General features: G+C 66.8%; 18 protein-coding genes, 4 tRNA genes and 2 pseudogenes. 11 read left to right on the top strand and 13 right to left on the bottom strand.

From position 1 onward, the window contains the following. Positions 1-290: 290 nt before the first annotated feature. The 3 genes and pseudogenes from EF294_RS11700 to EF294_RS22080 all read right to left on the bottom strand — a co-directional run. A complete protein-coding gene (locus EF294_RS11700) occupies positions 291-839 on the bottom strand; it encodes a YceI family protein (RefSeq protein ID WP_123929860.1) in 549 nt (182 codons plus the stop codon). Between the two features lie 148 nt (positions 840-987). Further along, complete coding sequence (locus tag EF294_RS11695; RefSeq protein ID WP_123929858.1) at positions 988-1,662, bottom strand: NUDIX hydrolase; 675 nt, start codon at positions 1,660-1,662, stop codon at positions 988-990. 57 nt (positions 1,663-1,719) lie between these two features. Next, positions 1,720-2,057: pseudogene (locus EF294_RS22080) on the bottom strand (polyphosphate kinase 2 family protein); the annotation flags it as partial. Positions 2,058-2,131: 74 nt separating this feature from the next. Between EF294_RS22080 and EF294_RS11685 the strand changes: the two are divergent. After that, positions 2,132-3,067, top strand: a complete 936-nt coding sequence (locus EF294_RS11685; RefSeq protein WP_123929855.1) for a cytochrome c oxidase assembly protein — start codon at positions 2,132-2,134, stop codon at positions 3,065-3,067. An 80-nt stretch (positions 3,068-3,147) separates the two neighbouring features. Here the strand turns inward: EF294_RS11685 and EF294_RS22075 are convergent. The 4 genes and pseudogenes from EF294_RS22075 to EF294_RS11665 form a co-directional block, all read right to left on the bottom strand. Next, a pseudogene (locus EF294_RS22075) lies at positions 3,148-3,508 on the bottom strand (HNH endonuclease); the annotation flags it as partial. A gap of 114 nt (positions 3,509-3,622) precedes the next feature. Beyond that, positions 3,623-3,696: transfer RNA gene (locus EF294_RS11675), tRNA-Phe, on the bottom strand. A gap of 29 nt (positions 3,697-3,725) precedes the next feature. Then, positions 3,726-3,802, bottom strand: a tRNA-Asp gene (locus EF294_RS11670). Positions 3,803-3,836: 34 nt separating this feature from the next. Next, positions 3,837-3,909: transfer RNA gene (locus tag EF294_RS11665), tRNA-Glu, on the bottom strand. 180 nt (positions 3,910-4,089) lie between these two features. Between EF294_RS11665 and EF294_RS11660 the strand changes: the two genes are divergently transcribed. Then, positions 4,090-4,162 (top strand) — tRNA-Lys (locus EF294_RS11660). A 15-nt stretch (positions 4,163-4,177) separates the two neighbouring features. Here EF294_RS11660 and EF294_RS11655 read toward each other — a convergent pair. Next, the gene (locus EF294_RS11655) at positions 4,178-5,170 is read right to left on the bottom strand and encodes an oxidoreductase (protein WP_123929852.1); all 993 of its coding nucleotides are present in this window, start codon (positions 5,168-5,170) and stop codon (positions 4,178-4,180) included. A gap of 51 nt (positions 5,171-5,221) precedes the next feature. On the opposite strand from EF294_RS11655, the gene EF294_RS11650 reads away from it, so the two are divergent. The 4 genes from EF294_RS11650 to EF294_RS11635 all read left to right on the top strand — a co-directional run bounded on the left by EF294_RS11650 (position 5,222) and on the right by EF294_RS11635 (position 9,347). After that, positions 5,222-5,638, top strand: coding sequence for a MerR family transcriptional regulator (locus EF294_RS11650; protein ID WP_123929849.1), 417 nt, complete (start codon positions 5,222-5,224; stop codon positions 5,636-5,638). A gap of 233 nt (positions 5,639-5,871) precedes the next feature. Further along, positions 5,872-7,512, top strand: a complete 1,641-nt coding sequence (locus EF294_RS11645; protein WP_123930340.1) for an adenylate/guanylate cyclase domain-containing protein — start codon at positions 5,872-5,874, stop codon at positions 7,510-7,512. Positions 7,513-7,609: 97 nt separating this feature from the next. Then, a complete protein-coding gene (locus tag EF294_RS11640; RefSeq protein ID WP_123929846.1) occupies positions 7,610-8,488 on the top strand; it encodes an oxidoreductase in 879 nt (292 codons plus the stop codon). Positions 8,489-8,855: 367 nt separating this feature from the next. Then, positions 8,856-9,347 carry a hypothetical protein gene (locus tag EF294_RS11635; RefSeq protein WP_123929842.1) on the top strand — a complete coding sequence of 164 codons (492 nt, stop codon included), beginning with the start codon at positions 8,856-8,858 and terminating at the stop codon, positions 9,345-9,347. Between the two features lie 601 nt (positions 9,348-9,948). Here the strand turns inward: EF294_RS11635 and EF294_RS11620 are convergent. After that, positions 9,949-10,551, bottom strand: a complete 603-nt coding sequence (locus EF294_RS11620) for a TetR/AcrR family transcriptional regulator (RefSeq protein ID WP_123929836.1) — start codon at positions 10,549-10,551, stop codon at positions 9,949-9,951. A gap of 90 nt (positions 10,552-10,641) precedes the next feature. Here EF294_RS11620 and EF294_RS11615 point away from each other — a divergent pair, with 90 nt between their 5' ends. Continuing rightward, positions 10,642-11,025 (top strand): DUF1304 domain-containing protein, encoded by a 384-nt coding sequence (locus EF294_RS11615; protein ID WP_123929833.1) that lies wholly within the window; start codon positions 10,642-10,644, stop codon positions 11,023-11,025. Positions 11,026-11,076: 51 nt separating this feature from the next. Next, positions 11,077-12,090, top strand: coding sequence for an NADP-dependent oxidoreductase (locus EF294_RS11610; protein WP_123929830.1), 1,014 nt, complete (start codon positions 11,077-11,079; stop codon positions 12,088-12,090). Here the strand turns inward: EF294_RS11610 and EF294_RS11605 are convergent, their stop codons facing one another. Further along, complete coding sequence (locus EF294_RS11605; RefSeq protein ID WP_123929827.1) at positions 12,091-13,245, bottom strand: pyridoxal phosphate-dependent aminotransferase; 1,155 nt, start codon at positions 13,243-13,245, stop codon at positions 12,091-12,093. It lies immediately after the preceding gene. A 712-nt stretch (positions 13,246-13,957) separates the two neighbouring features. On the opposite strand from EF294_RS11605, the gene EF294_RS11595 reads away from it, so the two are divergent. After that, positions 13,958-15,727, top strand: coding sequence for a serine/threonine-protein kinase (locus tag EF294_RS11595; RefSeq protein ID WP_123929824.1), 1,770 nt, complete (start codon positions 13,958-13,960; stop codon positions 15,725-15,727). Between the two features lie 3 nt (positions 15,728-15,730). Here the strand turns inward: EF294_RS11595 and EF294_RS11590 are convergent, their stop codons facing one another. After that, positions 15,731-17,398, bottom strand: a complete 1,668-nt coding sequence (locus EF294_RS11590) for a DNA repair helicase XPB (RefSeq protein ID WP_342774342.1) — start codon at positions 17,396-17,398, stop codon at positions 15,731-15,733. Positions 17,399-17,856: 458 nt separating this feature from the next. On the opposite strand from EF294_RS11590, the gene EF294_RS11585 reads away from it, so the two are divergent. Next, a complete protein-coding gene (locus EF294_RS11585) occupies positions 17,857-19,365 on the top strand; it encodes an MFS transporter (RefSeq protein ID WP_123929818.1) in 1,509 nt (502 codons plus the stop codon). Between the two features lie 23 nt (positions 19,366-19,388). Here EF294_RS11585 and EF294_RS11580 read toward each other — a convergent pair whose 3' ends face one another. Next, positions 19,389-21,716 (bottom strand): helicase-associated domain-containing protein, encoded by a 2,328-nt coding sequence (locus EF294_RS11580; RefSeq protein ID WP_123929815.1) that lies wholly within the window; start codon positions 21,714-21,716, stop codon positions 19,389-19,391. 37 nt (positions 21,717-21,753) lie between these two features. Further along, on the bottom strand, positions 21,754-24,231 hold the full coding sequence (locus EF294_RS11575; protein WP_123929812.1) for a protein kinase domain-containing protein: 2,478 nt from the start codon (positions 24,229-24,231) through the stop codon (positions 21,754-21,756). A gap of 158 nt (positions 24,232-24,389) precedes the next feature. Between EF294_RS11575 and EF294_RS11570 the strand changes: the two genes are divergently transcribed. Next, the gene (locus EF294_RS11570) at positions 24,390-24,593 is read left to right on the top strand and encodes a hypothetical protein (protein WP_185091043.1); all 204 of its coding nucleotides are present in this window, start codon (positions 24,390-24,392) and stop codon (positions 24,591-24,593) included. Positions 24,594-24,603 lie beyond the last annotated feature (10 nt).

The following is a 24,603-nucleotide window of genomic DNA, read 5'->3' as shown; positions in this document are numbered from 1 at the left end:
GAGGCTGATCATGATCGCACTCGTCGTAGTTCTGTTCGCGCTGGTTGCCCTCGGCATGCTGTGCAACCGGCCCGGTCTGAATTTCTATGCCCGAGAACTGGGTTCGTCGGGGCGCTACCGCGAGCGCTGACGCCCGCCCATCACGTGCGGCGAGATCACGTCACCCGGCGCATCACGTATCCGGCAGTACGACAACGGGACCGATACCGCACACGGGGTTTGCGGTATCGGTCCCGGTCTAGGCTGCCCCGTCGATCGATCGGGTCGGCGTGATCGATCTGAGAAGGGGGTCAGGCGCCCTGGCCGGCCTCGATCTCGAGGGTGATGGTGACCTTGTCGCCGACGACGACGCCGCCGCCCTGGAGCGGCATCTCGATATCGATCCCGAAGTCCTTGCGGTTCAGCACGGTGGTGGCCTCGAAGCCGGCCACCGGGCCGTTGCCCATACCCGGGTTGACGCCGTTGAACTCGAGCTTGAGATCGACGGGCTTGGTCACGCCGCGCAGGGTGAAGTCGCCGGTGAGCACGTAGTCGTCGCCATCGGGGCGCACTGCGGTCGAGGTGAAGGTGGCCTTCGGGTAGGTCTCGGCGTCGAAGAAGTCGCCAGACTTGATGTGTCCGTCGCGCTGTTCGTTGCCGGTGGTGATCGAGGTGACGTCGATCTCGGCCTGCACCGACGGCGTTCCGTCCTCGGCGACGGTGATCGTGCCGCTGAAGGTGTCGAACTTGCCGCGGACCTTGCTCACCATGAGGTGCTTGACGGAGAAGCCGACGGTCGAGTGGACGGGATCGATGGTCCAGGTGCCTGCGGCGATCGGCGCGGTGACGGTGGTGCTCATGGGATACTCCTTCTTCCGGGGTGCCCGGGTGTCGATGACTGATGTATCGATGACCGGTGAGGTCGCTGGGTCGTTCCGGCCCATTACCGAGCATAACCGGACCGCGGTCCGATTTCATTCCCGGGCGCCGAAGTTTTTTCGGGCGCCGCTATGACCAGGCGAAAACCGGCTGCTCGTACTCGTCGACACGGGTATCACGGCCGCGCAGCGCGACCTCGGCGAACTGATGGAGCACCGCGGCGGTCGGCGCGTGCACCAGCGCCGTCCGTCCACTCGCTGAGTGGTCATCGGGATCGCGGTGCAGCCCCGGAATCGGCATCTGGATGACCGGTCGCGTCGACTCCGGAATGGTGATGAACCGAGGTGTGACGAGGAGGTCGTCGAGCGGGATGAAGTACCACACCGAGACCTCGTCGGGGTTTGGTGACGGTTCGGGAGCGTGCGGCGCCCAGCACACCACGGGTGTGATCACGTACCCGGACCTGGTCGGATAGTCATCGAGCATGCCGACGACGTCATCGGGGGACAACGCCACCCCCATCTCCTCATGTAACTCACGCAGCGCTGCGGTGGTCTGATCCTCGCCGGGATCGAGTCGGCCGCCGGGTAGCGCGAACTGGGCGGCGTGGTGGCGCATACTCATCGGTCGGCGCAGGAGCCAGATACCCTGCTCGCGCTCGCTGGTGTCGGCGTCGTTCGCGTTGCTGCTGTCGCGGTCGACGACGACGATTGCCACGGCCGCGGCTGTGCCCGGTGTCGCGGCGGCTCGCCGGTCGAAGGCCGACAGCCGGTTGTTCAGGACCTCACGCTCGACCCACGTCACCTTCTCAGTTGACCACGTGCGGGGATCGGTGCCGACAAGTGGCATCGTGGCGAGAGGTCAAGACAGCGTGGGGATGCGCCGAAGCGGCAGGTCAGGTCCCTCGTGACCGGTCGCCTTCCGCTTGGGGAGTTCCACGTCGGAGCGGTCGAGCGGGGTGTAGCGAACTTGGTCGGGGACGTGGCGGATGACGGTGCGGCGCCCGCGTTTCTTGTCGTCGGTGTTTGCGACGTACCAGGGCGCCCCAGTCGGTGTCGGTGAAGCGGAACATGCCGTCGCGTGCACGGGTGTAATCGTCCCAGCGTGTACGACGTGTGGTCCGTCGGCGTGAGCTTCCAGTACGTGCGTGGATCGTCGATGCGGCTCTGGAGCCGCAGTGTCTGCTGGTCCTCGCTGACCCTATGTCACCGCGGTGTCCGTTGGGCCTTTACGAGTCGATTAACGATTCGTCGCGGGTGCATACTCGCCGGTTGTGGCCGATGACCTCGCTCCCTTGACCCTGCAGACGGTGGTGTCGTCGTGGCGAGTCGATGTGCCCACATCTGTTGTCGTCGTCTTGATCACGGTGGCGTATGTGGTGGCCATGCGCAGATCGACGTTGCCACGGCGGCGGGCGGTTCCGTTTCTGTTCGGCGTGGCGGGGTGGCTGATCAGCGCGTGCGGGTTCGTCGGCGTGTACTCCGACACCCTGTTCTGGGTGCGAGCACTACAGATTGTGCTGGTGCTGATGGTGGTGCCGTTCTGCCTTGCGCTCGGGATGCCGGTGACCCTCGCCCGCGAATCTTGGCCCGCGGCACGCAGAGTGATTGATCGCTGCCTCCGAATGCGGGCGGCGCGGGTGATCGCGTCACCGGCGGTGACCTCGGCCGGCGTCATCGTGACGCCGTGGCTGATCTATCTCACCGGCTGGTATCCGGCGCTGTTGCGATCCGACGCCCTCGACACCGTGACCCGACTGTTGCTCGTGTTCTGCGGCTTCGGATACTTCTACGCGCGGCTGCAGGTCGACCCGGTGCCACGGCGCTATCCGCAATCACTGTCGTTGCTCGTCACCCTCGGTGAGACGCTCGGCGACGGCATCCTGGGCGTGGTGATGTGGCAAGGCGGACTTCTCGCAGCCTCGTATTACGAAGCGCTACATCGCACGTGGGGGCCATCGCTGCGGACCGATCAAACCATCGGGGCCGGTGTGTTCTGGGTGCTCGGCGACGTCATCGGCCTGCCGTTCCTCCTCGTGCTGTTCGACCGATTCCGTACCGACGAGGGTCGGCGGGCGGAGATCGTCGACGCCGAACTCGACGCGGACGAACGCGAGTCGACCCGATCGACAGCAGCGAAAACGGAAGTCGACCAACCGTCGAGGCTGTGGTGGGAGAACAACCCGGAGTTACGCGAGCGCTTTCGCTGATCTGGTGGGCGCTTCGGCCCTCGCGACCTGTTGCACCGCTGCTGGTTTCCGATCCCGGACGGAAGCACGCCCCGGGTGTAGAGCCGGTGACTGCTGAGCAGGTGCGCGAGTCGGGTTTCGATCGGGGAGTCCGGGTCGGCGTCGGGGTGAGAATTTCGATGATGATGAGGGTCGTTGCGGATGAGGTCGTAGTGTCCGTGTCCGATCGGTGCTCGGGTGCGTTGGATTCGGTTGGTGGGCAGCATCGAGTCCGGTCGTCGTGCTCGGCGAGATCGGTATCGGCCTGTGGTGGTCGGGTGGTAGGCGCATCTCGGCGCGCACTTTGTCGAGGGCGGCGCGGTAGGTGGTGCCGACGTCGGAGAGTGCGTTAGTGCGTTTCGGATGCGGTTCGGCTGCCCTGACCCGGGTGTTTGTGTGCCACCTGCACCGCCCGGCCCACGGGCTGGAGAGGGCAGTTGGGCCAATACGAGGATCCCGTATAGACCGAATCCCAGGTACATCAGAGATATGCGTCAGAAACAAGAAGACCACCTATGAGAATGCGGTCTTTTGAAGTGGCCAGGGCCGGGATCGAACCGGCGACCTTCCGCTTTTCAGGCGGACGCTCGTACCAACTGAGCTACCTGGCCGGAAGGTTCGGTACGTACACCGAGACCTTTGGCGACCCTGACGGGACTCGAACCCGCGACCTCCGCCGTGACAGGGCGGCGCGCTAACCAACTGCGCCACAGGGCCTTGTTCAGTTATCTGTTCACCGAGGCGAACAGCGTACCCCCTACGGGATTCGAACCCGCGCTACCGCCTTGAAAGGGCGGCGTCCTAGGCCGCTAGACGAAGGGGGCCGGTTTCCGTTCGGGAGGGCTCCGTTGGGAGCCGACTCAGATTAGGACACCGTGCGCGGAAAACACAAATCGCCACGTCAACGGTGTTTTCTTCGGTCCGACACGCGAAGCGGACACCGCCTGTCCGCGACCTGTTCGACGCGAGGTAAACTCGCTTCCGCCCTCAGTGCCGAGGGTAACGCCCCTATAGCTCAGTTGGTAGAGCTACGGACTTTTAATCCGCAGGTCGTAGGTTCGAGCCCTACTGGGGGCACCGCAAACCGCCTGGTCACGGGCGGTTTTTTTGTCTCCGGAGTGGGTTGACATCGCATGCGGTGATCGCCGCGGTCAGTGTCCACAACCGCTCGGCAGCAACGGGATCAACGGCATAGGGCTGGACCCCTCCGTCGTCCATCTCGCCGTCGGCTTCGGCAGGTGAAGCAACCGTGCAATCCTCGAGATACAGTCCGCCGCGATCGTCGAGCGCGGCGGAGGTAGCCGCCCACAATCCGGTGGCGGCTCCCTGGGAGGGTGTCTTGAAGCCGTGGCCCACGACGTTGCCGGACGCGTCGATCCAGCCCAGTGTCGTTTGCTCGGCAGAGGTCAACTCGCGCTGCAAACCGGTGATGATCTTGCCCGGGTGCACCGCAAAGGCGCGGACGCCCTCACCGCGGCCGATCTCGTCGAGAGCAACAGCGAAAAGTGCGTTGGCTGTTTTGGCTTGGCCGTACGAGATCCACTTGTCGTAGCCGGTGCGCAGATGTAGGTCGTGCCATCGGATGTCGGACAGGTGGTGACCTGCCGAGGAGTAGACGACCACTCGTGCACCACGCCCGGCGAGTAGCGGGTAGAGGCGGGTCAGCATCATGAAGTGTCCGAAGTGGTTGACCGCCAACTGAAAATCCCACCCAGGTCCGACCGGCCGGCGCCGGGTCGCCATCACGCCCGCAGAGGCGACGACGAGGTCGATCGAGTCCAGCTCGGCGAGAAGGTGATCTGCCGCTTGGGAAACCCGGTGCGGATCTCCGAGGTCGACGTCGTCGAGGACTGTGACCCGTGAGAGGTGGCCGAGCGTCGAGCGTGCGATACGACCCCGTCGTGCCGGGACGATGACGCGGGCGCCCGCAGCGACCAGTGCGTTGGTGGTCTCCAAGCCGAGTCCGGAGTAGCCGCCGGTGACGAGTGCGGTTCGTCCGTGCAGATCGATGCCGTTCATCACCTCCGATGTGGTGCTCGCAGAATCGAATCCGGTCGAGAGAGGGTACTGGTGGACGATGCTCATGACCCGAACCTAGAAGCTAGAGTTCTCTCTAGGTCAAGGGCTGGAGGCGCGATGGTCGACGATGCGGAGGCGTCGTATTCGATCGGCGAGGTTGCCGACGCGGTGGATATGAGCGTCCACGCACTGCGGTTCTACGAGCGCGAGGATCTGCTCATCGGTCCGATCGAGCGAACAGCCGGTGGACGGCGCCGCTACCGCGAGGTCGACATCGACTGGCTACGCATCTGCACCCGCCTGCGTGAGTCCGGCATGCCCCTGGCAGATCTCCGGCGCTTCGCCGCGCTCGTGCGCGAAGGTTCGGGCAACGAAGCCGAACGGCTGGAGATTCTCGAGGGACAGCGACGCCGGATCGACCGGCAGATCCGCGCCCTGCGGGATGCCCGCGACATCATCGATTGGAAGGCCGACGTGTACCGGGAGCACCTGCGCACCGGAGACGCAGTCGGCCTCTGGGACCCAACAGCGTGAGTGGCGGCGGCTCAACACCCCCGTCCGCAGAGCCCGCCGGCATGGACCGCCGATGCGCCGACCACACCGATGTGACCCACGCCATTGGGTAATCTCTGAGGTGACATCGACTTCAGGGAAGGCCCATGACCTCATCACCGAGTTCCGGGGTGGGGTCATCGGCGCAAGGTCGGCCCCCACGCCGAAGCGCCGCGACCCGATGGAGCCGGGCGCGGCGGCGTTACGCCCTCCTCGTGTGGGGTGCTGTCGGTGAGCCGGGGGTAAACGAATGGGTGCGACTCGGTACCGCTGGACGTCGGCGGTTGGCGACACGCGCCCTCGCCATTTCCTCGACCGCCATCGTAGGCAGCAACGCGCTCATCGGTTTCGAGACCTTTCTCCTGGTGCAACTGTCGTATAACGGGGGACTGCTGACGGTCGACGAGACCCTGCGTGCGCCCAACTTTCCTGGCATCGTCACCGCCATTGTGGTGTGCATCGTCGTCAATCTGGTCCTCGGGTTTCTCACGCTGCGCCCGCAGTTCCGCTGGTTCATCTGCGGCGACCCCGCTGATCATGTGCGCCGTGTTGCGGTGCAACGAATTCCGGCCTTCCAGGTGCTCAGCACGTCGATAGCGTGGGCGGCGTCGGTACTCAGCTACATAGCAGTGTCCGCCCAAACCCTTACCGTCGAAACGGTGTTCGGCGTGACGGTGGCCTTCACGCTGGCTGGCATGTCGAGCGCGTGTCTAACGTATCTGTTCGCCGAACGCGCCTCGCGGCCACTGATGATGGTGGCGCTGGCCTCCGACCCGACCTCGCGGGTCGTGCACGGAGTGCGGGGCCGGATGTTCGCGGTGTGGGCGGTCAGTTCGGCCGTGCCGATGGTCGGTCTGATCATCCTCAACGTCGGGCGCAGACTACACATGCTTCCGCCCGTTGCTGCCGATATCGACTGGGCGAGTGTGGTTCTCGCTCTCGTCGGAATCGCTGCCGGTGCCCGCATCATCGTCCTCGTCGGTCAGTCCCTGATCGATCCGCTCACCGAATTGCGCGATGCGGTGGAGAAGGTCCATGCCGGCGACCTCGACGCCCACGTCGACGTGTACGACTCCTCGGAACTCGGAGTGCTGCAGCAGGGTTTCAACGAGATGGTCACCGGCCTCGACGAGCGCGAACGCATGCGAGAGCTGTTCGCCCGCCACGTCGGTGACACCGTCGCCGAACTCGCAATCGAGAGGGGGATGGGACTTCATGGCACCAACGCCGAGGTTGGGGTGCTGCTCGTCGACATCGTCGGCTCCACCACCATCGCGCAGGAACGCCGCCCCCAGGACACCGCGGCGCTGCTCAACGAATTCTTCGAGATCGTGGCGCAGGTCGTCGACGACCACGAGGGATTCGTGAACAAATTCGAGGGCGATGCCGCGCTCGCAGTGTTCGGGGCGCCGGTGGCGATCGATGATCCCGCCGGCGCGGCCCTGGCCGCGGCCCGGGACCTTGCGCGCGGTCTGAGCGAGGCCCTCGACGTCCGCTGGGGGATCGGTGTCTCGTTCGGCACCGCCTTCGCCGGGAACATCGGTGCCGAACGGCGATACGAGTACACGGTGATCGGCGACCCGGTCAACGAATGCGCACGCCTGTCGGAGATGGCCAAGACCAGTCGGGTGCCGGTGCTCGGGAGCGGGGCGGCCATCGCCGGCGCCGGAGAGGCCGAGGCGCACCACTGGACGATGCTGGGTAAACGCGTCGTGCGCGGACGCACCGAGGCCACCGACGTCTACCGCCCGACCGACCTCGTTCCCGACAGCGCCACCACGGTGGGTGATGTGATCTCTGGACTGTTGCGTCCGGTGAAATGGCTGGGGTCGGCAGGGCTGATGCGCGTGCGGTAGCGGCAACGCGCGGGAGACACACCGCGCTCGTCTACGCCTCGCGGCGATGTCGTGGCAGGGTGGGAGGGAGCACACCGCAGCGATGAAGGGGCATTTCATGAGTGGTTGGTCGACGCACGACATCCCGGACCAAACGGGCCGGACTTTCATCGTGACCGGGGCCAACTCCGGACTCGGTGCCGAGACCACCAAGGCGCTGGTCGATGCCGGTGCGGAGGTCATCATGGCCTGCCGCAACATCGCCAAGGCCGACGACGTAGCCCGCGGCCTCGGCGACCGGGTGCGGGTGGCCGCGCTCGACCTCGCCGATCTCGCGTCGGTCCGGGCCTTCGCCGACGGGATCGGCAGCGCCGACGTCCTCATCAACAACGCCGGCGTGATGGCACTGCCGTTGCGGCGCACTGCCGACGGCTTCGAGATGCAGATGGGCACCAACCACCTGGGCCACTTCGCGCTCACCGGCCTGCTCCTGCCCAAGATCAGTGACCGCGTCGTGACGTTGTCGTCGGGGTTGCACCAACTCGGCCGCATCGACCTCGCCGATCTCGACTGGCGCAACCGCCGCTATCGGCGCTGGCGGGCCTATGGCGACTCGAAGATGGCCAACCTGATGTTCGGCATGGACCTCGCCGACCGCTTCGACGCCGCGGACGGCGACGGTCGGCTCTCGCTGATCGCCCACCCTGGCTACGCGGCCACCGAACTACAGGGCCACACCGAGTCGCTCATGGATTCGGCGATGAAGGTCGGCAACCTGTTCGCGCAGTCGGCCGCCGACGGCGCGCTGCCCACGCTGTACGCCGCGACCGCACCGGACGTCGTCAACGGCACCTTCTACGGGCCGAGCCGCCTCTTCGGTATGCGTGGAGAGCCTGGGGTGTCGGCCTTCAGCGGCCGCGCCAACAACCGGGCGATCCGTGACGGACTGTGGGCTGAGTCGGAGAAGCTCACCGGTGTCTCCTACCCGCTCTGCTAAGACACGCGTAAGTGTCAACCTGTTCCGTTTTGCGTTGTGGGACAATGGTTTATACGCGAATGCAAGGGATACGCACTTGACCGCAAGACGCGAGAGATGTTGCAGTACAGGGCATTAGGCCAGGTGGAGTCGATCCGCGTGCGGGGTCGCGGGTGTCGGAGGTGGCATGTCAACACCATGTGCACATCGGTGTGGCCGCCGGCGACGGCGGCCACTCGGCCTTGGGCGCCACACCTGCAACCAGGGCGGCTGGCGATACTGACCGAGCGGCAGACGCAGGCGGTGGAGTGGATCACCGGCAGTGATCCGCGGCAATTGTCGAGTGGGTACGCGTTGTGGACCCGGCAGATAATGTGCGGAGCACTCGTTGCCTGAACGCACTCGGCGACCTCGACTCGCAGCAGCTCCTCTTGCCGTCACCGCGGCCATCACCCTCGCGGGCTGCACCACCAACCACGCGCTGCCCGCCACGGCCTCACCGATCCCCACAAGGTCGATGACGCTATCGCCGGCACCCACGCCAGCAGTCACCTACCCGTCCGCACCTGCACCCGCTGACGCCACCCAGCTACTCGGTTCCTGGGTCTCCACCGACGATCCGTCAGACCAACGCACCTTCCGGGCCGATGGAACCACCATCGAAACCGAAGCAAGCGGTCCCAGCATGACCAGCACCTACCGGTGGCGGTGGATCTACTACCACGCCCCAGACATCGAGAACCCTCCGACGATTGTTGCGCTCGAACTGACCGAAAGCACGGCCACCCCGCTGATATACAGCGTGGAGTACCCCCGACCCAACCACCTCCGACTCGGCTACACCGGAGGACGCATTCTTGACTACACCCGCCTGAACTGAGAACTGGTACACCGTCGCAAAGCATGCACGGAAATGCTGCGTCTCCTGACGTTCTTGCGGGTGGATGACGGCCAGGGCGCCTTGGGGCAGGCGCCGCCGCGGGCGAGTTCTCCCATCGCGATGGGTGGTCCGGGTGTGTGGAACCCGTAGGCACGCTTGGTCAATGCGCGAAGGTCGGTGTTAATGGTCGTGGAGTGCGCGCTGGTCAGTTTGTGGCGCAACGGGTTACAGATGCGGTCGTTGTAGCGGTCCGATTTACGCCCACGGCTACTATTTCCGGGTTGTGACTGTCACGGGCCCACGTTTGTACACCGGACAGAAACACGAATCGGCGGCCACCGTGAGCGCGGTTCGCTTCGCGGAGTTGCTCAACATGCCCGTCACCCCGGTGACTGATTCAGTGTGGGATGTACTCACCGCCCATGACACTCTTCCCGCCGCCATGTTCACTCGGCAGTAGGCATGGTCTTTCTCGGCCAGTACGTTGGCCAAGGACGACGAGATCGCCAACGGGGTGGCCATCCTCGCTCCTGTCAACAGTCCACCACGAGTCGGCGTTCATCACCGCTGAGCACATCTCGATCGACGGTGGTGCACAGCACTAGTGGTGCTCGCTGCGCGCCTGCGCCCGCAGCGCCTCGGCGGCGGCGCCGAGGGTTGCCCGCGCGGCGTCGGGATCGATCCGGCTCAACGACAGTGCGGCGATGTCGGCGGCGACGGTGAGCAGGGTCAATCGCCGACGCACCCGCGCGCTGGCCCGGGGGAGCAGGGCATCGACGCCGCTGCCGATCGCATCGGTGAGTTCGCGGTGATAACCGGCGATCACCTCGTGCACCGCTGTATCCGAGCCGATCGGAGCCGCGGCGCTGACCAGCAGTAGACAGCCTTGCGGTGCACCGGGATTCATTGCCAGCGTGCCGATCGCGACGCTCAGTCCGCTGAGGAAGTCCAGGATTGCCTCGGGTGACACCGGGTCGGTGGTGAGCGGCCTCAGCCGCGGACGGACCACGGTGTCGAGGTAGTCCACGACGGCGGCGTCGAAGAGGCCCCGCATATTGCCGTGGGCGTGGTAGATACTCGATCGGCCCACACCGGTTGCCTGCTCGACGTCGGCGACCGAGACGGCGTCGAAGCCACGCTGCCAGAACAGATCGCGTGCCTGGCTGATCAGCTGCTGGGGGTCGTATCCGGCTGCGCGTCCCATGTGAACTCCGGGGTGAGGTTGACAAATTGTGTAACGATCATTCTAGTATATTTCTGGAATGATCGGTTCGCAATTCTGGAGGAGTGCCCGATGGCCGTCGCCATGATCGTCTTCGCAGCCCTGGCCGCGGCGTTGCACGTCTATATCTTCGTGCTCGAATCCCTTCTTTGGACCCACCCGCGCACCCGAGCCGGTTTCGGAACCAGCGTGCAGCAGGCGCAGGCCACCCGCGAAATGGCGTTCAACCAGGGGTTCTACAACCTCTTCCTGGCGATCATCGTCGTCATCGGTGTGGCCTATTGGTTCGCCGACCCTGCTGTCGGTGCTGCACTGATCGGCGCCGGTGCCGGCTCAATGCTGGCCGCGGGGCTGGTGCTGCTCGTCTCCTCGCCCGACAAGGCCCGCGCCGCCCTCACCCAGCTCGCGTTTCCCCTGATCGCTCTCGTGCTGCTCGGTGTAACACTTGCGCTGTGAGTCTCGTCCGGACTCCACGCCCCGACGTCCACACCTGTCCAGGAGATCTCGATGAACACCTCGACCAGCACCCAGATCCACCTCGTGAACCGTCCGGTGGGCTGGCCCACCCCCGAAGACTTCGGCACGGTCGAGGTGGACCTTGCCGACCTCGCTCCGGGGGAGGTCCGCGTCGCCAACGAGTTCGTCTCCGTCGACCCGTACATGCGCGGGCGGATGATCGACACCCGCAGCTACGTCCCGCCATTCGCCCTGGGGGAGACCATGACCGGCGGAGCGGTCGGCCGGGTCGTCGCGTCGGCATCCGACGATCTTCCCGTCGGCACCCTCGTGCTGCATCAACTCGGCTGGCGTGACGTCGCCCAGGCGCCCGCCGCCGAATTCACCGCGGTACCCGAACCGCCCGCCGGCACATTGACATCGGTGTACCTCGGCGTCCTCGGCCTCACCGGGATGACGGCCTACGTGGGACTCGCCGCGATCGCCGGGCTGAAAGACGGTGACATCGTCTTCATCTCGGGAGCCGCGGGCGCCGTCGGCAGTGTGGCCGGACAGATCGCACGTCTGCTCGGCGCCGCCTCGGTCATCGGTTCGGCGGGCGGGCCGGCCAAGGTGGATCTGCTCACCTCCCGGTACGGCTTCGACGCCGCCCTCGACTACAAGGCGGCACCGGTGCGAAAGCAGTTGCGGGAGCTGGCAACAGACGGAATCGATGTCTACTTCGACAACGTCGGCGGCGATCATCTCGAAGCCGCGCTCGACGTCTTCAACAACGGCGGCCGCGCCGCGCTGTGTGGGGCCATCTCCTCCTACAACGAGACGCAGGCACAGCCCGGGCCGCGCAACATGAGCAACATCATCACCCGGGGCCTGACCCTGCGCGGCTTCACCCTGCCGTCGTACATGGGCCTCGCCCGCGAGTTCAACGAGAAGATGGCGGCATGGCTGGCCGACGGGACGATCGTCCACGACGAGACCGTGGTCGACGGCATCGACCACGCGGTGGACGCCTTCCTCGGCATGATGCGCGGGGAGAACGTCGGAAAGATGTTGGTGCGTATCTGATCACAGCCGCCGGAGCCGCTGCGCGGCCTCGGCGATCACCTCGTCACGCTTGGAAAAGGCGAAGCGCACCATGTGCCGCCACGGCTCCTTGTCGTCGGCGAAGACGCTGACCGGCACCGCGGCGACCCCGATTCTCTCCGGGAGCGACCGGCAGAACGTCTCGCCGTCGGTGATCCCGAGTGGGCGCGGGTCGGCGCACACGAAATAGGTTGCCTCGCTGCGGTGCACCCCGAAGCCGGCGTCGGACAGCGCCGCCGACAACAGGTTTCGCTTGGCCTGCAGGGACTGCGCGCTGCCGGCCACCCAGTCCATCTCCGATTCCAGCGCGTGGGCGACCGCGGGCTGGAACGGGCCCGATCCGACGTAGGTCATGAATTGCTTGGCCGCGCGGGCCGCGGCGACGAGTTCGGCCGGGCCCGACAGCCAGCCGACCTTCCAGCCGGTGCAGTTGAAGGTCTTGGCGGCGCTGGAGATCCGGAGGGTCCGCTCGCGCATGCCGGGCAGCGTGGCCAGCGGGGTGTGCGTGCGTCCGTCGAACACCAGATGCTCGTACACCTCGTCGGTGACCGCGACGACGTCGTGCTCGAGACACAGCCGCGCGATCTCTGCGAGGTCGTCGTCGTGCAGGACGGTGCCGGTCGGATTGTGCGGGGAGTTGACCAGAACCAGCGCGGTCCGCGGAGTGAACGCCGCGGCGAGCGCATCGCGATCGAGGCGGAAGCCGTCGCCGTCGGGACGCAGAGGCACGGTGCGTCGTACCCCGCCGGCCATCGCGACGGTCGCGGCGTAGGAGTCGTAGTAGGGCTCCACCATGATCACCTCGGCACCCGGCTCGGTGAGCCCGACGATCGCTCCCGCGATCGCCTCCGTCGCGCCGACGGTGATCAGCACCTCCGTGTCGGGGTCGTAGTGGAGACCGTAGTGCGCTCGCTGATGCTCGGCGACGGCACGGCGCAGCCGCGGTACGCCGATTCCCGGCGGGTACTGGTTGGCGCCGCCATTGATCGCCGCGCACGCGGCGGCCAGCATCGAGGCCGGGCCGTCGGTGTCGGGAAACCCCTGGCCGAGATTCACCGCGTCGTGGGTGACAGCCAGGGCCGACATCTCGGCGAAGATCGTGGCGGTGAACGGGCGCAGGCGGGAGACGGTGGCCATTGTCTCAGGCTGTCACATCGGTTCCGGTGAGTGTTCCGGGCCGAGTTCTTCGATGATCGCCGCTTCATTGCCGACACCAAGGAAGGTGCACACGGGTGACCCGATGCCTACGGCACCAACCGTAGGTTCGCAGAGGACAGCCCATGACCAACGTCTTCGATCAACCAGCCGGTCATCGAGCCCGCTCGCCCGGCCCGATCGGCGCCTGGCCTGGCGGTCCGCCGTCATCGCCGGGTGTTTCGGATTCGCGGTGGTCGCGTCGCGCTGGATCGGCATCGGCGCATGTCTGGCGCTCGGCTCCGACGGTCTCACCTTCTCCGTGGGCCGGATGCGAGAGTCTGTGTCGGACACCGAACTCTGCCACCGGCAAGTGCTATCGGATACCGATTGGCGGTGACCGCGCCGACTTGCCGTGAGGTCGGCTGCGGTGAACCGGCGCTCAACCGGACCGGCGTCGCGCGGGCCGGGTAGCGCGGGGACGCGACGATCCCCAGCGCCGACGAGGAAACGACGTGGTCGTTTCGCGCTCGACATCCATCGGATACTGCCAACGGGAGGTGTGCGCGGCCGATCGAACAGCCGGTCGGAGGACACCCGAACATGCGACACCGACGTCGTCGGCGTGGGCCAGCCGGTAATGTGACCAGGGCTGACCGTCCGGCGCGAGCCGTGTGGAGGGCGCGTATCCGCTTCCGTCGTGCCGAGGAGGGCTGTGGTCTACCAACCGGGTGACTCGTTCGCCGGCTATACGATCACGAGGCTGATCGGGCGTGGCGGGATGGGCGAGGTCTACCTGGCCCGGCATCCCAGCCTGCCGCGCAACGAGGCCGTCAAGATCCTGCCGTCTGATCTCAGCCGCGACCCAATGTTCCGGCAGCGATTCATGCGCGAGGCCGAACTTGCGTCGAGCATCGTGCATCCGAATATCGTGACCATCTACAACTCCGGCGAGTACGAGGGTCATCTGTGGCTCGCGATGGAGTACATCGACGGCGTCGACGGCGGGGAGTTGTTGCGGCGCAGCCCTCGCGGGCTCAATCCCATGCTGGTATCGGCGATCGCCACCGCGGTGGCGGCCGCCCTCGATGCCGCACATACGCGCGGGCTGCTGCACCGCGACGTCAAACCCGCCAACATCCTCATCGCCGAGAACGATTCCGCAGACCGCGGCGACACCGACACGCCGCCGCGGGTTCTGCTCGCTGACTTCGGGATCGCCAAATCGGCCGGCGACGTCAGTAACCTGACCGCGGCCAACATGTTCCTCGGCACGGTGGCCTATGTGGCACCCGAACAGTTATTGGGTGCCGAGGTCGACGGCCAGGCTGACCAGTACTCGCTGGCGGCCACGCTGTTCCAATTCTTATGCGGCAGGCCGCCGTTCGAAGGGACGAGTCAGGCCAACGTGATCGCTGCGCACCTGAGCAGCGCTGCGCCGGCGGTGTCGTCGTTACGGCCGGGCACCTCTGCGACTCTCGACGAGGTCATGCTTCGAGCGCTGGCCAAGACGCCGGGGGATCGGTTCGGCTCGTGCGGTGAACTCGCCGCACAACTCGTTCTCGCGTTGCGTGCCTCGCCGACTCGGGTCGACACTCCGATACCGGGGCCGACGGAGGTGATCCGGACCGCACGCCCGACGGTGTCAACACCCCCGGTGCTCCCGCCGCCGGTATCAACACCCCCGGTGCTCCCGCCGCCGGTGTCCCATTTGCCGGTGTCGCCATATGCGCCGCCGCAGTACTTCCCGCAGTCCGCACCCTCGGGTGCGTTCGCGGGTCAACCGAACCGTCCAGGCCAACCGAGTCACCCGGGTTTCACCGGCGGGTATCCGATGCCACCCGCCCGGCGTTCACGTGGAACGGTGACGATCGTGGTGGTTTCGCTCGTGGCCCTGGTGGTCGTGATCATCGCCGGGGTGGTGGTGGCCAACCTGATCTCCGACTCGTCCTCCGACACGCGCGCGAGATCGTCGGGCAGCGCGTCGACGACCGGTGCGGCGCCCGGCACGACGACCCCCTACACCCGGCCGCCGGTGACCGAGGCACCCACCAGCGTCACCAGCGCGAGCCAGATCACGGTGGGCAACTGCGTGCAGATCGGCCGAGACCGCGATGTGCAGGGCAACGTGTCGACATCAAAGGTCGATTGCGCCACTCCGGCGATGACGTTCTATGCGGCCGGTTTCATCGCCGATTCCGCCGACTGCCCCAACGACCACAATGCCAGCCTGACCTTTGGCGACTCAGGCGACAAACTCTGTCTCACACCGAATTTCGCGCCCCAGGAGTGCTACCAGATCCCGAGTTCGGGTGGCTCGCTATCGGACTATCACGAAGTGGCATGCGGGTCGGCCGCCGCTGCGGGTACCGTAGCCTTCCGCGTCACCAACCGTTCCACGAGCGCGCTGACCTGCGCGAGCGGTGAGGTGCGGTGGACCTTCGAGCAGCCCCTGTCGCTGGGTTACTGTCTGGCGCAGGTGTAGTCCTCAGCCCGCCGATTCCTCGCCGATGGTGGGGCCGAGGAGGTCGTCGGCGTCGGTGATCCGATAGGCGTAGCCCTGTTCGGCGAGGAAGCGCTGACGGTGGGCGGCGTAGTCGGCGTCGAGGGTGTCGCGGGAGACCACCGAATAGAAGTGCGCCTGTCCGCCATCGGATTTCGGTCGTAGTAGGCGCCCGAGGCGCTGTGCCTCTTCCTGTCGGGAACCGAAGGTGCCCGACACCTGCACGGCCACCGACGCCTCGGGCAGATCGATAGAGAAGTTGGCGACCTTGGACACCACGAGGGTCTGCAACTCGCCGGACCGGAAGCGATCGAACAGGGCTTCGCGCTCCTTGTTTTTGGTCGATCCCTGGATCACCGGGGCGTCGAGTTCGCGGCCGAGTTCCTCGAGCTGGTCGATGTAGGCGCCGATGACCAGCGTCTGAGAGTCGCTGTGGCGTGCCAGGATCGACCGCACGACGTTGACCTTGGTGTGTGCCGTCGAGCAGAGCTTGTACTTCGTCTCGTTCTCGGCGACGGCGTACTGCAGTCTTTCCTCGTCGGTGAGGGTCACCCGCACCTCGATGCACTCGGCGGGCGCGATCCAGCCCTGGGCTTCGATATCCTTCCACGGCGCGTCGTAGCGTTTGGGACCGATAAGGGAGAACACGTCGCCCTCGCGTCCGTCCTCGCGGACCAGCGTGGCGGTGAGACCGAGTCGTCGGCGCGACTGCAGGTCGGCGGTCATCCGGAACACTGGTGCCGGGAGCAGGTGCACCTCGTCGTAGATGATCAGACCCCAGTCGCGTGAGTCGAAGAGATCAAGGTTTTTGTACTCGCCCTTGGACTTTCGTGTCATCACCTGATAGGTGGCAATTGTGACGGGGCGAATCTCCTTGCGCTCACCCGAATATTCGCCGATCTCCTCCTCGGTCAGGGTGGTGCGGGCGACCAGCTCCCGCTTCCACTGACGCCCCGCAACGGTGTTGGTCACCAGGATCAGCGTGGTGGCACCGGCCTTGGCCATCGCGGCCGCGCCAACCATCGTCTTGCCCGCACCACACGGCAGCACCACGACGCCTGAGCCGCCCGCCCAGAACGAGTCGGCGGCCATCTCCTGGTAGTCGCGTAGATGCCAGTCGCCCTGGTCGAGGCCGATCGGATGTGCTTCGCCGTCGACATAACCCGCGAGGTCCTCGGCCGGCCAGCCGACCTTGAGCAGGATCTGCTTGAGCCGTCCTCGTTCGGACGGGTGCACGACGACGGTGTCGTCGTCGATGCGGGCGCCGAGCATCGGGGCGACCTTTTTGTTGCGCAGGACCTCCTCGAGAACCGCGCGGTCGAGACTCACCAGTGTCAGTCCGTGGACGGGACTCTTGACCAGCTGGAGCCGGCCGAACCGGCCCATGGTGTCGACGATGTCCATCAGTAGCGGTTGCGGCACCGCGTAGCGCGAGTAGGTGACCAGCGCGTCGACGACCTGCTCGGCGTCGTGGCCCGCCGCGCGCGCATTCCACAGCGCCAGCGGGGTCACCCGGTAGGTGTGCACGTGTTCGGGTGCGCGTTCGAGTTCGGCAAACGGAGCGATCGCTGCGCGCGCGGACGCCGCGTCGGGGTGATCGACCTCGAGCAGCAGCGTCTTGTCGGATTGCACGATCAGGGGTCCATCAGTCACCCGATCCATTGTCCAGGTGTCTGCACGTCGCGTCGAATCCCGATCGCGCTCTCCAGCACGCCGACGGCGCTCTCCCCACCCGCGACAGCGCCCTGCACCACGCCGACAGTGCCCCGTCGAGCGCTGTCGGGACTGAGTTGAGCGCTGTCGGGACTGAGCTGAGCGCTGTCGGGACTGAGTTGAGCGCTGTCGGGACTGAGTTGAGCGCTGTCGGGACTGAGTTGAGCGCTGTCGGGACTGAGCTGAGCGCTGTCGGCGCCGTGGCGAGCGCCGTGGGCGCTGTCGGGACTGAGCCGAGCGCTGTCGACGCTGTGGATGCAAACGGAGTTTCGCTGTCGCGCCGGACGGCGTACGCTATCCGGAGTAATGCCCTCCGGATATTGGTCCGTGGATCACCACACCAGGTCGGTGCATCGCACCGACGCGTCCACCGCACGCCGACAAGAGCGAGTTCTCGAATGTCCTCACCTGTTTCGCCCGCCACCGAACCTGATCCCCGGCGGTGGAAGGCCCTCGTCTTCATCTGTCTGGCCCAGCTGATGGTGGTCCTCGACGGCACCGTCGTCCAGATCGCCCTGCCCGATGCCAAGGTTGACCTCGGTATCAGCGACGCCAACCAGCAGTGGGTCATCACCGCATATGCCCTGGCCTTCGGTGGTCTGCTCCTGTTCGGCGGACGCATCGCCGACCTCTGGGGCCGTCGGCGCTCGCTGATGGTCGGTCTCGTCGGCTTCGCCCTCGCCTCCGCGCTGGGCGGTGCGGCGGTCAACCAGGGGATGCTGTTCGGCGCGCGGGCACTGCAGGGTGCGTTCGGCGCGCTGCTCGCCCCGGCCGCGTTGTCGCTGCTGACCGTGATGTTCACTGCGCCCAAGGAACGCGCCCGCGCCTTCGGTGTCTTCGGTGCGATCGCCGGTGGCGGCGCCGCGGTCGGCTTGCTTCTCGGTGGTCTGCTCACCCAGACCCTCGACTGGCGCTGGACGATGTACATCAACGTGGTCTTCGCGGCCGCCGCGCTGTTCGGTGCGATCGTCGAGATCAAGGAGCCGCCGCGGGCTCACGACAACGCCACTCACCTCGACGTCCTCGGCGTCGTCCTGGGCGGCGGGGGACTGGCCCTGGTGGTCTACGGTTTCAGTCGTGCGGCCGAGGAGGGCTGGGGTGACACCGGAACCGTCATCTGCCTGATCGCGGCGGTGGTACTGCTCGTCGCGTTCGTCGGATGGCAGACGCGCTACCGACATCCGTTGCTGCCCTTGCGGGTTGTCGCCGACCGTGCACGCGGTGGGGCGTATCTGAGCGTCGCCATGTCGGTGATCGCGATGTTCGGATCCTTCCTCTTCCTGACGCTCTACATGCAAGTGGTGCACCACTATTCGCCGCTGAGCGCCGGAGTTGCCTTCTTGCCCATGGTCGGTGGCATGCTGATCGGCTCCACCCAGATCGCGGCGCGCCTCATCACCCGGGTGCCGCCACGGTTCCTGCTGGTGCCGGGTGCGCTCATCGCGGCTTGCGGAATGCTTCTGCTGAGTCAGATCTCGGCTGACTCCACCCGGTACTGGAGCGTGATCTTCCCGGCTCTGTTCCTGCTCGGCTGTGGGATGGGCACGGTGTTCATGACCTCGATGAACCTCGCCACCTACGGCGTCGAGCCACGCGACGCCGGTGTGGCGTCGGCGATGGTCAACACCTCACAGCAGGTCGGCGGAGCCATCGGCACGGCCTTGCTGAACACGATCGCCGCCACTGCGACGGCCTCCTACATCACCGGCCACATGGCCTCGGTGCACGGACCGGCCGATGCGCAGGTGCTGCAGGCACAGGCCATGGTCCACGGTCAGAGCATCGGATTCTATGTCGCCGCAGCCATTCTCGCGGGTGTGGCGCTCGTGGCCGGGGTCCTGATCAACGTCCGGCGGCCGATCGGCGACGCACACGAGTCCGAGCCGGTCGCGGTGGCCGCGGGTTGACCCTCGGCTGCGATCTGCGCTGGTCAGCCGTCGAGCAGTTCGACGCTGGTGATGCGATGCAGCGAGAACCGCTGTTCGTCGTTGGTGCCGTCCTCGATCCCGATGAGCTGACCCGCGCCGAGGGTCTGCGGGGACACCACGTGTCGTGACGCGCTGCCGTGCGCGTCGACGTAGCCGACGCGCAGTTTCCGGTTGGCGCGCAACGCCAATCGGATCAGAGCGGTCGTCGGCTCGCCACCCCCGGTGGCCCGCACCGACGCCGAGGCAGGCCCGGCCGCGGGGGTGGCGACCGCGGCACGATCACCCGAGCGCACCCGGCCGACGACGGCGGCGATCTGATCGGGGCCGAGCGCCGCGCGACGTGGCGCCGCGGCCGGATGCCGCCGCGCGCGGTTGGTGGCGACTCGGCTTCCGCGGTCACGCATGTCGACGAGCTCACCCGCCGAATCCTCACCGGCCGGAGCGAATCCGGCGGCACGCAGAACGTCGAGCACATCACGGATCTCACTGGGCGACACCGCAACCGTGGGCGCCAGCGCCCGTAGCGCCAGACGCTCGGTGGCATCACTGCGCAACACCGCCGCCAGGGTCGCGGCGTCCTCACACCGGATGAACGACGAGGCGATCCCGACCCGGAGCGCGCCGTGTCGGCGCGCCACGTCCTCGATCAGATAGGTCAGCGATTGCGGCACCGGTGTGCGGGAATGCGTGGTGAACATGGTGATCAGTTCGCTGCTGGATCGGCCGGCGTCGAGCGCGCGGCGCACACTGTCCTCGCTGATCCGATACACCGATGCGGCGCCGCCGGATTCGAGGTCGGCCACCAGCTCCACCTGTTCGGCGAGCTCGGCGGTCATCGGCCCGGGCACGGTGATCGTCAGATCGGCCTGGGTGAGGAAATGATCGACCGGCGCCGGCAGCGCCTTGCGCATCGCGGCGAGCACCGCCGAATCGTCGGTGGCGGGATCGGCGTCGAGCACCGCCCGTCCGACCGTGGTCAACGCGTGATGCCCGACAACCCCGACCGAGCGTGCCTCGTCGAGCGTCGCACCCACCACCCGCGAGGTGAGACGACGCATCTGGTGGGGATGATCCCAGCCGAGGGTGGCCACGAGCCCGGCGACCGACACTGGTGTCGCCGGCGCCGTCCGCCGCAGCGCGGTGAGGATGATGCGACGCACGGTCGGGGCGTGAGAGTCGTAGATCTCGGCCGACAAAGCCGGGATCGTGGTGCCGTCGCGGTCCGGCTCGCCGACCTGCCAGGCGTTGCGCGGCATCGTCAGCCAGGCCTCGAGCAGGGTGTGCCACTGCCGTTCCGGAGGCTGGTGCAGCCAGGTGTCCGACGTCGTCGTCGGAGCGAAGGCGTGTTCGCCGGTGTCGCCCGCCGGTGGGGGGTCGGGGAAACCGGAGTCGATCAATCGTGCGTGACCGAGGAGCTCGACGATCAGTGCGAGCCGGGGCTGATCGAGGCCGGTGGACTTACTCAGGCGCCGCAGCTCGCGCACGCCGAGAGCTCCCGACCGCAGGATCGCCGCCGGCGCCGACCCCAGTGCGCGGAGCACCGTGGTGGCGTGTCGGATCAGTTCCAGCGCCTCGCCACCACCTGCGGCGTCGATGTCGCGGGCCGAGAACCGGCGCGGCGCAGAGGAGTCGTCGGGTACCGGACGCGCGAGGGAGTCGGTCCGCAGGGCCGGTTCACCGCGCAGCAACTGCCCGGATTGTGCAGGGAGCTCCACGGTCTGATGATCGATTCGCGCGAGCAGACCGTCGGCGATCAGGCGTGCGACCGGCGACTGCGGGTCGGCGTCGGGTGCTGCGTCGCGGCTGCGACCCAGCGCCGGGCCTCGGGAGAGCGCCGCGAGTAGTTCGCGCTGCCGCTCGTCGAGGGCGTCGAGACGCGCCCGCAGGTCTTCGGGCGTCACGTCGGCGAGCGGGCCTGTCAGGTGCAGCCCACGCCACGGCAGCGCCGAGGTCGCATTACCGGCGACGTGCAGTGCGTCGTCGGGGCCCCAGATCAGTGCGAGCCGACGCAGATGGGTGATGCGCTCGAGGATGTCGTCATGCTCGGCGCGATCGGACAGCGCGTCGAGCACCGACGAGGCCGACACCGTCGCCGCAGCCGGTGGGCCCGAGGAGATGCACACCTCGAGCACGGCGATGTCGAGCAGGTCGAGGCGCTCGCCCGCCAGCGCGACCGACGCCGCGGAGAGCGCACGTTGCGCGAGAACACGGCTGCCCTGCGGGGGCGGGGAGGCGAGGTCGGGACGCAGCGCGAACAGATCCGCCAATTGATCGTCGGTGCGCGAGATCAGGTCGCCGGCAAGCCCGTCGGCCCGATCATCGGAACTCATTCGGCCGATTCTACCGAGCGCGCCACGCGAGCCCTTCTCACGCGGGCAGGTTCAGCAGCGTCGGGGTCGACACTTCCTTGTCCTCACCGCTGTCGCCGTTGCCGACCTGGCCCGCGGAGTTGCGGCCCCAGCAGTAGATCGAGGTCTCGTTGACGACCGCGCAGGTCGTGCCCAGCACGGTCTCGACGGCGGAGACGGTGCCCGACAGCGCAGTGATCTGGGTCGGCGAGGTGGTCGCCGAGCCGGAGCCGATGCCGAGTTGCTGTCCCTCGTTGTCTCCCCAGCAGAACAACCTGCCCTGTGACACCGCGCAGGTCGAACCCCAACCGGTGTTGATCTGGGTGACCCCGGTCAGCCCGACGACCGGCGTCGGGGTGTGCTGGGCGTTCTTGGTGCCGTCGCCGATCTGGCCGTACCGGTTGTCGCCCCAGCAGTAGGCCTTGCCCGACGCCGACGCGCACACGGTGATGTATTGGTTCGGGTCATCGGTGACGCCATATGTGCCGACCGAGATGGAGTCGGCGTCGGTGACGGCGACCTTCTGCGGGGTGTTGGCCCGCGTGGTGGCCCCGGTGCCGAGTTGGCCGCTGTCGTTGTTGCCCCAGCAGTAGACGGCGTCGGCGATGGCGCAGGTGGTGCCCTGTGCGGTGGCAATGCCGGTGACGGTGCCGCTCAGTCCGGTCACCTCGGTGGGGCTGGAGGTCTTGTCGCTGACCGAGTCCACGCCGATCTGCCCGTCGTCGTTGTTGCCCCAGCAGTACAACGTCCCGCCCGCGATGGCGCAGGTGCTGCCGAAACCGGTGGTGATCGCCGTGACCGTGCCCGACAGCCCGGTGACCGGTGTCGGTATCTGGGCGTTGGAGGTGGTGCCGGTGCCGAGTTGGCCGTAGCTGTTGTCGCCCCAGCAGAAGGCCTGACCTGCCGAGACCGCGCAAGTGGTGGTCTTGAAGTCCTTGCTGGTGTCGACGTACCCGCCCATCGAGACCGCGGTCACGGTGGGGAGGTTGACCTTGACTGGGGTGGGCGAGCCGGTGGTGTCGCCGTTGGCGAGCTGATTGTCGTAATTGGCTCCCCAGCAGTACAACTGCTTGGCCGAGATGCCGCAGCTGGAGTTGCCGTAGATGGCAAGCACGGTGGGATGTCCGGCGGCCGTGGGCTGATCATCATCACCGCGGAAAGCGCCTGCGGCGAAGGCGATGCCGAGGCCGAGGACAAGCAGGACGACAACGGCGGCGGCCGCCAGGGAGACGATCAGGCCAGTGCGCTTTTTCGGGGCCGCCGGCACGGGGGGTGGATAGCTGCCGATGAGGTGCGGCGGCGTTCGGGGCGCAAACGTCGGGGGTATTCCGCCGGTCGGTGCGGGTGCGCCGAGCGGTGTCGACTGATACGGCGAATTCGGTTGCGAGGGTGGGTTGTTGGCGACCGTCGGGCCACCCGGCCCGTAGCCGCCGGGCATCGCGGACGGCATCTGGCCGGGGTGGGAGGGATTCTGGCTGGGCACTGAGGGATTCGGATGCGACGGATTCGGATGCGACGACGGCGGCGTCGCATAGGACGGCGGCGGCGTTGGCTGCGACTGCCCCGCGGCGGTCTGGGAGTACGGGTGGTTCGCCCCGACGAAAGGTCCTGCCGCCGGGTTCGACTGGTGCGGTGGCGGTATGGGGTTGCCCCGCCCCTGGAATGCTTGACCCCGGCTTTCGAATGCCTGACGCAGCGCCGTCGAGAACGACCGGCAGTCGGGGTAGCGCTCGGCGGGATTTTTCGACAATGCCTTCGCGATCACCGGATCGAGGGCGCTGAGGTCGGGGCGTAGTGAGCCGATCGGCGGAATCTGTTTGGTCAGATGCGCCATGACCAGCGCCGAAGGTGTAGTGGTGGTGAACGGGGCCTGCCCGGTCAGGAGCTGAAAGACGGTGCACGCCAAGGAGTACTGGTCAGAGGAGGCTGATGCGTCGTGACCCTCGATCACCTCGGGGGCACAGTAGGCCAGCGTGCCGATGAAGGCGCTCGTCGCGGTCAGTGACGTCGAGTTGACGAGTTTGGCGATACCGAAGTCGAGCACGGTGACCCGGTCGATCTGACCGTGTTCGTCGCGGCTGAGGAAAACGTTGGCCGGTTTGACGTCACGGTGGATGATGTTGCGCCGGTGAGCGTAGTCGAGGGCGTCGGCAACCCGCGTGGTCACCTCGATCACGTCCGACGGGGAGATCGCACCGTGGGTGAGGTCGGCGCCCTCGAGGTAGTTCATGGTGAACCACGGGGTGCCGTCGGTGTTGATGCCGTACTGGTGGATCGAGATGATGCTGGGGTGATCGAGCGCCGCGGTGGTACGCGCCTCGTTGGTAAAGCGTCGCTGGAAATCGGGGTCGTGCGCACCGGCCAGCGAGATGACCTTCAGGGCCTCCCGTCGCAGCAACTGCGGGTTCTCGACGAGGTACACCTCACCCATTCCGCCCGAACCCAGCAGGGAGACCACCTTGTATCCGGCGACCTGCGAACCTGGACTCAGAGGCACGATTCTTCCTTCGATCGGGGGCGGACCGCTGGCCTGTGACCTTACCCAACGTGCTCTGGGATCGGTCGTCGTATCATTCGAACGACGGGCACACGTCGTGGGCGTGGAGGAGCAAACGGTGAGCGCACCGCGTGCCACAAAGGACGTCGTGGCACAATATGCGCGTGGCTGAGAGCAATTCGAAGAAGCACTACGTCGACAACGGCTGGCCGAAGGCCTCCGACGGCGACGGTCCCGAGCACGCGGTGTCGGAGTTCGCGGCCGCGCTGCCCGGCGCGTTGTCGCCGTTCGGCGACGTGGAGTTCCCGTTGCCGGCCGACGAGGTCAACTACATCAACCCCAAGACGGTCATCAACCGCTGAGCGCGGTGAC

Origin of the sequence: Gordonia oryzae (genome assembly GCF_003797185.1) — a bacterium.
Classification (GTDB): Bacteria; Actinomycetota; Actinomycetes; order Mycobacteriales; family Mycobacteriaceae; genus Gordonia; species Gordonia oryzae.
Note: the sequence above shows the minus strand (reverse complement) of the source record. Positions and strands in the feature narration are given on the sequence as shown.